The 12504-nt window shown below is 69.2% G+C and carries 16 protein-coding genes; 4 read left to right on the forward strand and 12 right to left on the reverse strand.

Going from position 1 to position 12504, the window contains the following annotated elements; translation table 11 throughout:
- Window positions 1–35 precede the first annotated feature (35 nt).
- Complete coding sequence (locus NLF94_RS17575; RefSeq protein WP_254838940.1) at window positions 36–425, reverse strand: pyridoxamine 5'-phosphate oxidase family protein; 390 nt, start codon at window positions 423–425, stop codon at window positions 36–38.
- A gap of 40 nt (window positions 426–465) precedes the next feature.
- Window positions 466–1461, reverse strand: coding sequence for a DUF5784 family protein (locus tag NLF94_RS17580; protein WP_254838941.1), 996 nt, complete (start codon window positions 1459–1461; stop codon window positions 466–468).
- Between the two features lie 144 nt (window positions 1462–1605).
- On the opposite strand from NLF94_RS17580, the gene NLF94_RS17585 reads away from it, so the two are divergent.
- The gene (locus tag NLF94_RS17585) at window positions 1606–1776 is read left to right on the forward strand and encodes a DUF5786 family protein (protein WP_254838942.1); all 171 of its coding nucleotides are present in this window, start codon (window positions 1606–1608) and stop codon (window positions 1774–1776) included.
- Between the two features lie 3 nt (window positions 1777–1779).
- Here NLF94_RS17585 and NLF94_RS17590 read toward each other — a convergent pair whose 3' ends face one another.
- Genes NLF94_RS17590 through NLF94_RS17600 form a run of 3 tightly spaced genes read right to left on the reverse strand, consistent with a single transcriptional unit; the run spans window position 1780 to window position 4266 of the window.
- Window positions 1780–2478 (reverse strand): DUF7530 family protein, encoded by a 699-nt coding sequence (locus NLF94_RS17590; RefSeq protein WP_254838943.1) that lies wholly within the window; start codon window positions 2476–2478, stop codon window positions 1780–1782.
- The gene (locus NLF94_RS17595; RefSeq protein WP_254838944.1) at window positions 2479–3393 is read right to left on the reverse strand and encodes an NAD(P)H-binding protein; all 915 of its coding nucleotides are present in this window, start codon (window positions 3391–3393) and stop codon (window positions 2479–2481) included.
- Window positions 3394–3417: 24 nt separating this feature from the next.
- Window positions 3418–4266 (reverse strand): YkgJ family cysteine cluster protein, encoded by an 849-nt coding sequence (locus NLF94_RS17600; RefSeq protein WP_254838945.1) that lies wholly within the window; start codon window positions 4264–4266, stop codon window positions 3418–3420.
- 175 nt (window positions 4267–4441) lie between these two features.
- Here NLF94_RS17600 and NLF94_RS17605 point away from each other — a divergent pair, with 175 nt between their 5' ends.
- From NLF94_RS17605 to NLF94_RS17615, 3 genes are all read left to right on the forward strand, one after another.
- Complete coding sequence (locus tag NLF94_RS17605; RefSeq protein ID WP_491562649.1) at window positions 4442–4699, forward strand: DUF8015 family protein; 258 nt, start codon at window positions 4442–4444, stop codon at window positions 4697–4699.
- Between the two features lie 38 nt (window positions 4700–4737).
- Window positions 4738–4944 (forward strand): DUF7561 family protein, encoded by a 207-nt coding sequence (locus NLF94_RS17610; protein ID WP_254838947.1) that lies wholly within the window; start codon window positions 4738–4740, stop codon window positions 4942–4944.
- Between the two features lie 167 nt (window positions 4945–5111).
- Window positions 5112–6944: a helicase C-terminal domain-containing protein gene (locus NLF94_RS17615; protein WP_254838948.1), complete on the forward strand. Its 1833-nt coding sequence runs from the start codon at window positions 5112–5114 to the stop codon at window positions 6942–6944.
- Between the two features lie 183 nt (window positions 6945–7127).
- On the opposite strand, the gene NLF94_RS17620 is transcribed toward NLF94_RS17615, so the two are convergent.
- The 7 genes from NLF94_RS17620 to NLF94_RS17650 all read right to left on the reverse strand — a co-directional run bounded on the left by NLF94_RS17620 (window position 7128) and on the right by NLF94_RS17650 (window position 12364).
- The gene (locus NLF94_RS17620) at window positions 7128–8207 is read right to left on the reverse strand and encodes a class I SAM-dependent methyltransferase (protein WP_254838949.1); all 1080 of its coding nucleotides are present in this window, start codon (window positions 8205–8207) and stop codon (window positions 7128–7130) included.
- 2 nt (window positions 8208–8209) lie between these two features.
- Window positions 8210–9340, reverse strand: coding sequence for a 60S ribosomal export protein NMD3 (locus NLF94_RS17625; RefSeq protein ID WP_254838950.1), 1131 nt, complete (start codon window positions 9338–9340; stop codon window positions 8210–8212).
- A 37-nt stretch (window positions 9341–9377) separates the two neighbouring features.
- Entirely contained in the window at window positions 9378–9530 is a 153-nt protein-coding gene (locus NLF94_RS17630; protein WP_254838951.1) for a hypothetical protein, read from the reverse strand.
- A 39-nt stretch (window positions 9531–9569) separates the two neighbouring features.
- Complete coding sequence (locus NLF94_RS17635; RefSeq protein WP_254838952.1) at window positions 9570–10832, reverse strand: RNA-guided endonuclease InsQ/TnpB family protein; 1263 nt, start codon at window positions 10830–10832, stop codon at window positions 9570–9572.
- Window positions 10833–10928: 96 nt separating this feature from the next.
- Window positions 10929–11177 carry a type II toxin-antitoxin system PemK/MazF family toxin gene (locus tag NLF94_RS17640; protein ID WP_254838953.1) on the reverse strand — a complete coding sequence of 83 codons (249 nt, stop codon included), beginning with the start codon at window positions 11175–11177 and terminating at the stop codon, window positions 10929–10931.
- Window positions 11178–11537, reverse strand: a complete 360-nt coding sequence (locus NLF94_RS17645; RefSeq protein WP_254838954.1) for a MarR family transcriptional regulator — start codon at window positions 11535–11537, stop codon at window positions 11178–11180.
- 59 nt (window positions 11538–11596) lie between these two features.
- Window positions 11597–12364 (reverse strand): hypothetical protein, encoded by a 768-nt coding sequence (locus NLF94_RS17650; RefSeq protein ID WP_254838955.1) that lies wholly within the window; start codon window positions 12362–12364, stop codon window positions 11597–11599.
- Between the last annotated feature and the right edge of the window lie 140 nt (window positions 12365–12504).

Raw genomic sequence — 12504 nt, forward strand, 5'->3', positions numbered from 1 at the left:
CGGGGAGCGGGGGACCCTCGTCCGGTAGCACCGGCTCAGTAGCGCCGGAACGTCGCCGACCCGACCTCGATGCGGACGAGCGTGTTCCCGGACCAGGCGTCCTCGCTGGCTCCGTACCGGCGGTTGATCCGGCGGTTCGCCGCCCGGGCCTCGGCCTCGTCGTCGACGACGTGTGCGGTCCCGCGCAGCGTCGCAGTCCAGTCGGGGTCGGTCGCCGGCCCCGCCTGCACCGCCAGCGACGCCTTCGGGTTCCGGCGGAGGTTCGCCAGTTTCCGACCCGTCGTCATCACCTCGACAGTGCCCGTCTCGTAGCGGAACCACAGCGGCGCGACGTGGGGCCGGTCCTCGTGGCTGGTCGCCAGGTACGCGACCAGCGGGTCGCCCGTGAGCAGTTCCTCGAGTTCCGGCGGGACGGGGTCGCTCATGGGTGGTGTTGGGGCGCCACGAACATACGTCGACCGGCAGTCAGACCCACTCGATGGCGCCGCCGAGGTCGAAGGGCAGGGCGCCGTGGAGGTAGCCCTCGACGTGGCCGTCCGGGCGGGCGCGGAAGACGACGGTCGGTTCGTGGCCGACGCCGGGTTGCTCGCCGCGGACGGCGGCCCACTCGTCGTCCCGGAAGGAGGTACAGTCGATGAAGAGCGCGGAGTCGGGGTGTTTCGCCAGCTGGTCGGAGCGTTTCGCGCCGCCGGTCTCCCTGACGGCGGCGACGGGGTGGTCGGCACCGGAGCGGCGCGCCGGCGGCTCCGGGCGGGTCACCTCGACGAGGTCCCCGTCGACCGCGAAGTCCAGCGCGTGCCCGCTTTCCTGCTCGACCTCGGGGACGAAATCGAGACCGGCGTCCGCGAGCAGCCCCGCGACGTTGAACTCGGCCATCGTCGCCCGCATCCGGCCGACGTCGTAGCCGGCGGAGGTGCCCAGTTTCGAGGCCATCGTGTAGCGGTGGGCGTCCAGCACCCCCGTCGAGAGCAGCGACTCGTAGAAGGCGAGACCCTCCTCGCGGGTCGCGTCGGGGAAGCCGGCGGCGTCCTCGGCGAAGAACCGCCGGGTCGTGTCCCGGCCGTCCTTCGAGCAGAAGACCGGCAGGAAGAACCAGGTGACGTACTCGAAGTCGGCGAGCCACGGGTCGGTGAGTTCGACCCGTGCGGTGAGCTCCCGCTGTGCCCACCGGGAGACGGCGTGGGGCGCCTCCTCGAAGGTCTCCTTGTCGGTCCGCCACAGCGGCTCGGGGGTCTCGGTGTTGCCCATCCAGTAGGCTCGGCCGGGACGGAAGCAGAACAGCGCGAAGTCGCCGTTGTCCATCTCGAGGCGGGCGGCGTCGTAACGGTCGTCGCCCACCTCGAACCAGGGGTCCTCGAGGCGCGCGCCGAAGGACGAGGCGAGCGGCGAGAGGAGTTGCTCCCGGACCCGCTCGCGGGTCCAGGTTTCGTTCGACCGGCGGAATCGGAGGGGACCAGCCACACCGGAGTTAGGGGTCGGCTGCGTTTACCGATTGCGTTCCTCGCGGGCAGCGACGGCCTGCAATCCCGAGATAGTATATAAATCCCCGGGCATCATCCCCGACACATTGATTATGTACAATTCGTAAGATAGGGTGTGGTTACCATGTCAATGGGTGCCTATGACGAAGACGAACACGAACGCCGCGAGCAGAAAGCCTCCAACGTCGACGCGTCCTTCGACGACGAGCGCACCAACTACGAGGGGGAACTGGAGTACGACTCCGGCGATTCGGCGGAAGCACTCATCGACCAGTTCAAGCAGATGAAGTCGTAACGGTCAGTCGGTTTCTCGGACGCGCAACAGTACCAGCGACGTTCCGGTGACGACGGTCACCGCCGTGACGTGGCCGACCAGCGCCGCGAGTAGCACCCGGTGTTCCAGAAGGAACGGCACCAGCAGTAGCTGGACGACGCCGAACAGCAGCGTCTCGCGGTCGGCGCGGCGCAGCGTCGCGGCCGTCTCGGGGTCGAACCGATAGCGGGCCGACCGCCACAGCCCGACCACCGACGCCCACCAGCCGGTCCCGATGCGGTAACAGACGTCCCACAGCACCAGGAGGGTGAGGTAGACGACCAGCAGCGGCGGGTCCGGGCCGAACAGCCGCTCGACGAGTCGGCCGCCGCTCCGGGGGTCGAAGACGAACAGGTGGGTGATCAGGGCGACGAACGCAAGCACCGCCAGCACGACCTCGATGCTGGAGCTGAACAGCAGCCGTCGGTACGGCTCGGGGGTCTCGGGGGCGCGTGCGGCCCGGCTGATGCGGAGCATCTCGACGCTGCCGACGGCGGCGACGACGACGGCGGCGGTGCCGGCGACGGCGGCCGACCAGAGCCCGTAGTAGGCGGCCAACGCGAGGACGGCCGTCTCGAAGACCAGAAGCTGGATGGCGATGGCCTCCCCCCGCGAGAGGTCGACGCCCGGCAGCGCGCCGATGATGCTCTCGTAGGCCCACGTCTCGCCGTAGTCGGGGTGCATCTACGCGCCACCCGCCGTGGGTGCGTCGGTCGGCGCCGCCCGCTCGCCCAGCGCCGCCCGGACCGCCTCGTCGAACGGCGTGAGGTCGACATCGACGTACCGCTCGATGCTGTGGTCGGTGACGACGACCGTGTTGCGGAGACCGGCCACGAGCGGCTTGGCCACGTCGAGGGAGACGTCGGTGACGAGCCACAGCCAGCCGGCCGAGAGCCGCGGCGACAGCACCGGCACCGGGACGACCAGCGGCGCGCGCCCCGTCGACAGTTCGGCGGTCCGGACCAGCATCTCCTCGTAGGTGAGGACGTCCGGGCCGCCGACCTCGAAGGTCCGCCCGCGGGTCTCCGGCACCCCGATGACGCCCACCAGATACTCCAGCAGGTCCCCGACGTAGATGGGCTGGCAGTCGGTGCGGACCCACTTCGGCGTCACCATCACCGGGAGCCGCTCGCCGAGCTGTCTGATCAGTTCGAAGCTCGCCGACCCCTCGCCGACGACGATGGCCGCCCGCAGGACCGTCAGGTCGTAGTCCCCCTCGCCGAGGATGTGCTCGACCTCGCGGCGCGAGGCGAGGTGGACCGACAGTTCCTCGCGGTCGGAGCCGAGCCCACCGAGGTAGACGACCCGGTCGACGCCGGCCGCCTCGGCGGCGTCGACGAACGTCCGGGCCGCAAGACGGTCCTTGGACTCGAAGTCACCGCCCGACCCCATCGAGTGAACGAGGTAGTAGGCGGCGTCGACCGACGGCAGCGACACCGGCGGTTCGAGCAGGTCGCCCTCGCGGACCTCGACGCCCTCGGGCGCGTCGTAGCGGTCGGCGTCCCGGACCAGTGCGACCACGTCGTGTCCCTCCGCCAGAAGGGCGGGGACGAGGCGCCGCCCGACGAAACCCGTCGCCCCGGTCACGAGTACGCGCATACGCCGTCTACGGCCGCCGGCGCCTTAATCCCATCCCGGCGTCGCCGGCGCGCCGCGCTGCTCCTCCAGCGCGCCGAGGCCGGGGTCCGCGTCGCCGCCCGCTCGCTCCGTCCAGGCCTCGATGGCCCGGCCGACCCACGAATCGGCTTCGAGGACCCGCTTTCGGGCGGTCTCGTAGCGGTCGCCGTCCACCTCGAGCCCGCCGGGGCGGGAGGCGGCGGCGACGGCGACGAACTCCGCGCGGTCGGCCGGGGTCGTCTCGCCGGCGACGACGCGGTCGACCCGGCCCTCGAGTCGGTCCGGGTCGGGATGGGCGAACACCGTCGCCCCGAGCGCGCCGGCGCCCAAAAGCGGGGTGGCGCCCTCCGGGTCGCCGTCGAGGAGCCGATTCCCGCCGAAGGCGGTCTCGACGCGCTCGCACTCCGTCCCGGCGCCGACCGCGAGGTTGTCGGCCGGGTACGTCCCGCAGGCGTCGGGGTACCGCGCCCCGCCGTGGATGCGACACTGCAGCGTCGACGGGTCGAGAAAGACGCAAGCCGAGAGCCACGAGGGGTCGGTCCCGAAGGGCGCGACGGGCTTGGGTACCTTCCTGAGACCGACGAGGAACGCGGGCCGACCGTCGACGGCGGCGAGGTCGTGGCCGTCGACCCGGACCGAACCCGCCTCCGCCGAGAAGAGCCGCGGCGTCAGGGCGTCGCCGAGACCGTCCCGGACGAACCGCCGCACCTCGTCGCTGGAGAGCGGCACCAGGTTGTACGCGTCGTCGAGGGGGTCGAACCGCCCCCGCCGCTCGTGGTCGAGGTCGACGGACTCGGGCGCGAGGGGCCGCCAGTCGACACAGCAACCGGCACAGCCCTCGCAGTCCAGCTCCATGTTCGATGTACGGTACCGATGCACAAACCACTTTTCGTCCGGAAAACCGCGGGTAACGTCACCTCGAACCGTCTCGAAATATTCTTGAATATCACTAGAATACAGCTACTATAATTCCCAGCAGTTTCGAAGTAACGTTTTTGTTCCACGAAGTCGTTAGATTGCGGTAGAGGTGATGTTCGTGTCGGAGCGCCAGCCGAACAGCGGCAGCTTCGGAACCGGCCGTCCGGTCGCCCCGGACGAACTGCAGCCCGTTGACCCGGCCGGTCCCTCCCGGTACGACGTCCTCCTCGGTTCCATCTCGGTCCTCCTCGCGGTCGCCTGGCTGGTCGGGCAGTTCTCCGGCGTCCCCGTCTGGGCGGCGATGGCCGTCGGCTCGCTCCTCGCGCTCCCGCTGGTCGCCGACGGCCTGGCGGTGAATCCCCCGCGGTGATTCCGGCGGCTTTTCTCCGTGGGCCCGTTAGCGGTGGCATGGCCAGCGAACCCTGCGACGCCTGCGGCGAGGACGTCCCCATCGGGGGCGGCATCTCCGGGATGTGGTCGTCGGACCCCCAGGGGACCGGCGGCATGACGCTGGAGTTCCCCGACGGCAGCGAGTTCTTCCTCTGTTTCGACTGCATCGACGACCTCCCCGAGGAGCCGACGGCGGCCGACGTCGCCGACGCCGTCGAGGAGTGAGTCGGTCGCCGGCCGTCGCCAGGGACGGGGAACCCGGTCCCCGACAGGAGGCTGGACGGCTCCGGTGGCGCCGGGACCGCTAGTTCGGTGGACGGCGGGCCGGCCTGCGTCCGACCGGGGGCGCCCGGAGCCGATGGGTTTAGGACCGTGCCGTCGCTCGATTCGGTGTGGACCCGTCCCGCATCGTCGAGGAGTTCCCCGCCCCGTCGTTCCGGGGTGCCCAGGAGGAGGCCCTCCGTGACATCCGTGCGGCTTTCGAGGCCGGCAACGACGTCGTGCTGGTGCGGGCGCCGACCGGCAGCGGCAAGTCGCTGCTCGCGCGCGCCATCGCCGGCTGTGCCCGGCGGGCCGGCGAGGGCGACCCCGTCGACCCCATCGGCGCCTACTACACGACGCCGCAGGTGTCGCAACTGGACGACGTGGCCGGCGACGAACTGCTCGAGGACCTCGAGATCATCCGCGGGAAGTCCAACTACTCGTGTATCCTGCCGGGCGAGACGGACACGCCCGTCGACCGCGCGCCCTGCGCCCGCGAGCGGGGCTTCGACTGCTCCGTCGAGCACCGGTGTCCGTACTTCTCGGACCGGGCCATCGCCTCGAACCGCCCCATCGCCGCGATGACGCTGGCGTACTTCATGCAGACCGCCGGCAGCGACGTGTTCGGAGCACGCGACGTCGTCGTCGTCGACGAGGCCCACGGTCTCGCGGAGTGGGCCGAGATGTACGCGACAATCGAGCTATCGCCGTCGACGGTGCCGGTGTGGGACGCCTGCGAACCGCCCGAAATCGACGACCTGGGCGACGTCGAGAGCTACGCCGAACGGCTGACGACCGTCTGCGAGCGCCGCCAGGAGGAGCTCCGCGGCACGGCCGAACTCTCGCCGGCAGAGGCCGAAGAGCGGGACCGACTCGCGGAACTCGTCCGCGACCTGGGCTGGTTCCTCGAGGACCTGCGGGACCCCGAGAGTCCGACAACGTGGGTCGCGGACCAGGCGCCCGCGGCGCGAGGCGCCGCGGAACGGCCGAGCGGGGAGCAGAGCGACCCGCGAGGGGGTGCCGTCACGGTCAAGCCGCTGGACCCCGCCCGCTACCTCCACCACACCGTCTGGGACCGCGGCACCCGGTTCGCGCTGCTGTCGGCGACCATCCTCGACAAGGAGGCGTTCTGTCGCGGCGCCGGTCTCGACCCGGCCGACGTCGCGCTGGTGGACGTCCCCCACACATTCCCGGTCGAGAACCGCCCGCTGTACGACGTGACGCAGGGGAAGATGACCTACGAGCACCGCGAGGAGACCCTGCCGGCGGTGGCCCGCACTATCGTCCGGCTGATGGCGAAACACGACGACGAGAAGGGGCTGATTCACGCCCACTCGTACGCCATCGCCGACCGACTCCAGGCGCTGCTCGACGACTTCGGCGTCGGCGGCCGCGTCCGCGGCCACGACGCCGAGACCCGCGACGCGGCGCTGTCGAGCTGGAAGCGGAGCGACGGAGCCGACGTCTTCGTCTCGGTGAAGATGGAGGAGGCCCTGGACCTGGAGGGCGACCTCTGCCGGTGGCAGGTGCTCTGCAAGGCGCCGTACCCCAACACCAACGACTCCCGGGTCGCGCGGCGCCTGGAGGACGGCCAGTGGGCGTGGTACTACCGGACGGCGCTGCGGACGGTCGTCCAGGCCTGCGGCCGGGTCGTCCGCTCGCCCGACGACCACGGCGCGACCTACCTCGCGGACTCGTCGCTGCTCGACCTCTTCGAGCGGGCCCGGACCGACATGCCACCCTGGTTCGAGACACAGGTCGACCGCATGAGCCGTCCCGAACTGCCCCCCTTCGAGACCGGCGCCGGCGAGGGGTCGGCGTCGACCGACGGACGGACGACGGGCGGGGACGCCGGCGGCCGCTCCCGGGGACGGACCCGGAGTCGGTCGGAGACGGCCGCCTCGGACGACGACGCCGGGAACATCGAGGACCACCCACTCTCCGATGTTTGGGGCGACGGCTGACGCGACGGTCAGGTCAGAAGAAACTCGCCGCGTAGGCTATCATCGACGTCATCATGAGCAGCGCGAAGAACAGCGCGAACAGCTTCTGCCGGTCCATACCGGCCGTTGCCGTCACGGTCGTATAAATCGCTCGCCACGTCGACGAGGCGCTCGTCGGGCGCGAGGAACCCGCGCCGCGGGGCGTCAGTCGACCGCCGCGTCGACGACGCCGTGGACGACGCCGGCGCTGTGACTCTTGACGACCCGCGACTCACGCACCTCGACGGTGCGGCCGGCGTCGGCGGCCGCCGCCCGGAGCCGTTCGACCGGCCGCTCGGGGAACTGCGCCTCCGGCGTCGCCTCGTGGAGGTGGACGGTTCCACCCGAAACGAGGGCGTCGAGGGACGCGTCCAGGTACTCGAATCGCTCCCCGGTCCCGTCGTCGGCGCGTGGTTCGGCGGCGTCGTAGTGGCCCATCACTACCCTGTCGGCGGTCGTCTCGACGTCGCGGCAGTCGCCCAGCACCGGCCGCAGGCGGTCCGCGACGCCGTTCAGCCGCGCGTTCTCGACGAGGAACCGGTAGGCCTCGGGGTCGATCTCGGCGGCCGTCACCTCGGCGCCGGCCCGCGCCATCGGCAGCGCGAAGTAGCCGACGCCGGCGAACATGTCGAAGACCCGCTCGCCGGCCTCGACGGTCTCGCCCATCCGGGCGCGTTCGGCCTTGTTGCCCGGCGAGAACATCACGTCGGCGAGGTCGAGGGCGTACTTCGTCCCGTGCTCGACGTGGACGGTCTCGGTCTCGCCGGTCCCGGCGACCACCTCGGGAGCGGGGTCCCGCCGGGTCCCCGAGATGCCGCCCCGTGCCAGCACGGTGTCGGCCTCGCCGTGCAACGCCAGCAGCGCCTCGCCGACGGTCTCGCGGCGCTCCTCGGGGAGGGCGTCGTCGGCCGACACGTCCCCGAAGTCGACGAGGACGACGCTGCCGACGACGGCCCACGACCCGGGTGCGGTCTCGATTTCGGCCGCCGAGAAGCCGCGGTCGGCCAGCAGGTCCTCGAGACCGCGCTCGCGGCGCGGGAGCCGAACCGACTCGACGGACTCGACGTCGGTGTCGGCCGGCGGCGCGACGACCGGGACGGCGACCCGCTCGTCGTCGTAGGTCTCGACGCTCCGGGTCGAGTCGTAGACGCCCTCCGCGCGCAGGCCGTCGATTGCCGCCTCTGCGCGCGGTTTGTCGACGATAGCCGCGAGGTCGGCGTCCCGATTCGGGCCGGCGTCGCCCACGCTCACTCCTCCGGCAGGACGTGCAGGCCGTTTCGGTGCTTGAGGACCGGCACCTCGTCGGCGTCGGGGTCGAGGTACTCGGGGCGCGGGACGGTCTTGGACTCGAAGGTGTCGGGGTCGAGCACCTGGACGGCGTGGTCGTCCTCGACGGCGACCAGCGTCGTCCGCTCGGCGTCGTCGCGCTCGCCGAGTTTCCGGGCGTCGGGCGCGATGCCCTCCTCGAAGTCGGCCTCGTAGCGCTCGCCGGTCTCCAGACGGCGGCCCTTCAGGTTGCCGTGGGCGCTCGTGACCAGCACCGGCCCGTCGCCGTCCCCGAGGTCGATGACGTCGCCGGGCGTGTACGGTGGCAGGCGGGCGGTGAACGTCACCCGGTAGACCTCGTTGCCGTCGCCGTCCTCGGTGACGAGCGTCGGCGCCTCCGAGACGGACCCACCCAGTTCGCGGACGACGTGCTGGGCGATGCCCTGCCCCATCTGGTTGGTCGATATCTTCATGTCGACGCCGTCGTCCGTCCGGGTCGTCTCGGTGATGAAGGCGTTGCGGTCGCCCGTCGCCTCCCGCTCGGCGATGTACTCCTCCGCGATCTCGACGGCGCGGTCGTTCTCCGCGTCGGTCGGCGTCCGGTCGGTCCCCCGGACCTGGACGATGGCGGCGTAGTAGTCGCCGGCGATGCGACCGCACCGGTCGCAGGTCTCACGGGCGACGTAGACCGGCACCGTCACCTCCTCGGAGACCGGCGCCTCGCGGACGACGCCGGTGAACAGGCAGTGCATCCGGATGGTGTTCTCGTCGACCTGCTCGGGTTCGACGCCCCAGTCGACCTCGCGGGCGTCGACGTGGACCGCGAGGCGGTCGGCGGTCTCCTCGACGGCGATGTCGGTGTAGTCGCGGGCGCCCACGTCCACCCAGCGGTTGCCGCGGTGGACGGCGCCACACTGGCTGCAGACCCGCACCTCGATGCGGTCGGGCGCGTCCACGAGGTCGAACTCCTCGAAGTAGCAGTCGTCACACAGAACCGCGTCGGGGTCGGCGGGGCCGCCCCCCGGCCCGCCGGGCAACTCGACGTCCGGCGGCCGCTCGATGGCGTCACCGCAGCGCGGACAGAACTCCCCCGACCCGGAACCGGTACTCATTGGCGGGCGTAATCGGCGGAGCCGTTTAAACGGCGCGTCACGCGACGGGGTTCCCGTTCGGGCGAACGAACTCGCCGATGCCCTCCGCGACGGCGGCGACCGTGGCCTCGTCCAGTTGTCCGACCCGGCGGTCGACGTCGTCGTGCTGGAAGACGTGGAGCGACCAGGGATTGACTTGACATCCTCCCACGGCTGAAGCCGTGGGATTCCCACGTTGGGATAGTAGGGTCTACGGGGCAACCTGCTCTTGTGGGCATACTCTGCCCGTGGATTTGTCGAACAGGCGCACCGATGGCTGTGCCAAGCAGCCGTTACTCCTATCCTTTTCAGGACTTGGAGTTACCGTCGCTCGCATATTCTCTGCCGCGTTCAAGTCACTATTAGCGACTAACTCGCAGTTCTCACAGACGTACAGGCCACGTTCGACACGGTTTGAATCGGCTTTCGTGCCACATTCACAGCACGTTATCGACGTGGCCAACTCATACTCATCGACCCGTTCAACCGCGATGCCACGTTCTTCAGCCTTGTACTCGATGTGACTAAGCAATGTTTCAAACGCCCAGTCGTGCAGGCGTTTGTTCCCGTGTCGTCCCCAGTCTTTGTCGTTACGGATGTTCTTCGGATGACCGACTGCTATCGCCCCAACACCACGATCAGCACATTCCTCAACGATGTCTTTCGAGAGCGCGTGCAGGAAATGCTCCTGTCGCCGGGATTTGTTTTGTCTGGCCCACTCTGCGTGGTTGCTGGGGCCGTTCTCACCTTCCGTGTCGTATTCCTGCTGTCGGAAGTAGTGGGCGTCCTCTTTCAGGGCGTTGCCGGGATACAACAGTGTTTCGTCACCGACAGAGACGGCCGCCGTGTTGCAAATGCCAAGGTCAACACCTGCTGTCTTCTCACCGGTCGTCTCAGGCGTCTCAATCCGCATCTTGCAGACGAAGTGCAGTTCCCACTGATCGCCAGTCCAGACAGCACGTACCGTTTGGACGCTTTCAACAGCGTCGAGCGTCTGCTCGTCTGCTTGGAGTGTGTATTCGCAGAGGATGTAGTCAGCGGCGTACCGCGACTCTTTCTGGTTCGTCCCTTTCGAGAGACGGATACGATTGTAGTGAGTGTCGAGTTTGAAGCCCTGGTTTTTCCACGTCACCGTCGAGCGTGGGTGGTCGTCGCCGTGTTTGCGGTAGCCGGGCGGGTTCGCGTCCGAGTCGTCCTGTTCGTACCACGAGACGAACGCCTCACCGAGTTCCTGAAGAACTCGCTGACTAGATTGTGAGTGCAAGTCCGCGTAGCGTTCGTGGGATTTGAGGTACGAGCAGAGTTCATCGGCGTCTGGAATATGGTCGATAGCATCCCAGATACGCGAGATCGTCCATCGCCCGACGTTCCATAATTTCGACGCGGCAAAGCCATGCGAATCGAGGTCATCACTGACTTGCGAGTGGTTGCGGATATTCGCTTTGAGTGTCCGAGTGACGACCCGATTCGCCATACGTAAGCATAGTATTTTCTCTTACATAAATATTGGTGCTCGGTGTTGAATATCCACCCGGGGCTACGACCGTGGAAAGATTCTCAGCTGTCGGCTTCATCCCCGCGCTGAAGCGCGAGGCTTTCGCCTCGAATTTCTGTAACTCGGGTAGCGGTCGAGGCGTCCCTCGACGAACGACTCGGCGGTCACCTCGACGGCCGCCTCGCGCACCGTCGTCGTGATGACGGCGACGGTGTACTCTTCCCCGAAGAACGGTCGGTCCTCGTTGGAGACGACCAGGTACGGTCGACGCCCGCCCCGGAACGACGCCGGCGCGAGGACGACGCTGCCCTGTGCGTAGGCCATCTACGCGTTCTCGCCGAGGTCGGGCAGGTCCTCGGCCCACTCGTCGTCCCGACCATAGCGGTCGTCGCCGTAGCGGTCCGCGATGGCGTCGAGGCTCACCAGACTGGCGACCCGCTCGGCCGTGACCTCGTCGCCCGCCGCCCAGTAGCCGTCGATACGGCGGACGAGACCCCGCTCTGCTAGCCGCGAGAGCGTCTTGCTGACGCTTCCATCGGGAACGTCGGTCACCTCCGCGAGTTCGCTCGCCGAGAAGGCGAGATCAGGATGGTCGACGAGCACCGCGAGCAGTTCGTGGGCGTTCGTCCCGGGCGAGACGGGCAACGACCGGCCGTCCTCCAGGTCCTCGATGCGGACGGGCACAGTACGTCAGTATTTGTCAGCAAACGACTTCAATATTCGGCTACGGTCAGCGACGGGGTTCACTCCCGTTCCCGACACTCCAACAGTTCGCCGTCCTCGCGGGGGTCGCCCTCGTCGTCCTCGACCCGCCGGACGACCCGTTCGTCGACGTAGTAGCGGGCGCCCCACCAGTAGTCGCCGTGGAACTGCGTCGCCTGGACGACGAGTTCGACGCCCGTGCCGTCGACGTCGAAGTAGGCGGTGTCGGAATCGCCGGGTTCGGTCAGCGGTTCGACGTCGTCGGACAGCGCCGCGACGCGTTCGATGTAGTGGTCGACCCGCTCGCCCGGGTCGTCGACGTGGGCATCGTGTTCGCCCGACTCGGCGGCGCGTGCGAGGACCTCCCGGAGCAGGTCGTCCTCGACCTCGGAGAACGGCACGACGTCGGCACTCTCGGGTGGTTCGGCGGCCGCCGCCTGTAACTGCAGCGTCGGGTGGTAGACGCCGCCGTTGCCGGAGACGGTGACCTCGTAGCCCTCGCCGACGGCCGTCACGTCGCCGGTCGTCGCCTCCAGGCCGTACTCGTCGACCCGCGAGTCGGGTTCGTACTCGACGACGGCCTCCCGGTAGTAGGCGTTCTCGTAGGACTCGACGAACGAGGCGGCGGTCTCGGCGTCCAGTTCCGCGGGCCACTCGACCCCGAGGTCCCGGGTCGTCGGACACTCCCCGGGCAGGTCGCGGTCCGTCCCGGTCGGAGAGCCGTCGCCCGTCGGGTCGCCGATACAGCCAGCGGTGCCGACGGCGACGGCACCCGCGGCCGCGAGCAGCGTTCTGCGTGAGGCGTCCATGGCGGTGCAACGGGGGGCGGTAGTCGTCGGCCTTGTGGAACGTCAAACGGCCGTTTCACCCACTCGCAGGGGCGACGTTGAGCCGGTAGAGGCGGGCCGCGAGCCGATGGACCGCGACCGCGGCGACGACCTCGGTCGCC

This window comes from Natronomonas marina (assembly GCF_024298905.1).
Lineage (GTDB): Archaea > Halobacteriota > Halobacteria > Halobacteriales > Haloarculaceae > Natronomonas > Natronomonas marina.

Coding starts and splice junctions, on each gene's coding strand:
- NLF94_RS17610 (WP_254838947.1), top strand. CDS start 4,738: ATGGCCAGCGAACCCTGCGACGCCTGCGGCGAGGACGTCCCCATCGGG.
- NLF94_RS17605 (WP_491562649.1), top strand. CDS start 4,442: ATGTTCGTGTCGGAGCGCCAGCCGAACAGCGGCAGCTTCGGAACCGGC.
- NLF94_RS17585 (WP_254838942.1), top strand. CDS start 1,606: ATGTCAATGGGTGCCTATGACGAAGACGAACACGAACGCCGCGAGCAG.
- NLF94_RS17600 (WP_254838945.1), bottom strand. CDS start 4,266: ATGGAGCTGGACTGCGAGGGCTGTGCCGGTTGCTGTGTCGACTGGCGG.
- NLF94_RS17595 (WP_254838944.1), bottom strand. CDS start 3,393: ATGCGCGTACTCGTGACCGGGGCGACGGGTTTCGTCGGGCGGCGCCTC.
- NLF94_RS17625 (WP_254838950.1), bottom strand. CDS start 9,340: ATGAGTACCGGTTCCGGGTCGGGGGAGTTCTGTCCGCGCTGCGGTGAC.
- NLF94_RS17640 (WP_254838953.1), bottom strand. CDS start 11,177: ATGGCCTACGCACAGGGCAGCGTCGTCCTCGCGCCGGCGTCGTTCCGG.
- NLF94_RS17575 (WP_254838940.1), bottom strand. CDS start 425: ATGAGCGACCCCGTCCCGCCGGAACTCGAGGAACTGCTCACGGGCGAC.
- NLF94_RS17590 (WP_254838943.1), bottom strand. CDS start 2,478: ATGCACCCCGACTACGGCGAGACGTGGGCCTACGAGAGCATCATCGGC.
- NLF94_RS17650 (WP_254838955.1), bottom strand. CDS start 12,364: ATGGACGCCTCACGCAGAACGCTGCTCGCGGCCGCGGGTGCCGTCGCC.
- NLF94_RS17635 (WP_254838952.1), bottom strand. CDS start 10,832: ATGGCGAATCGGGTCGTCACTCGGACACTCAAAGCGAATATCCGCAAC.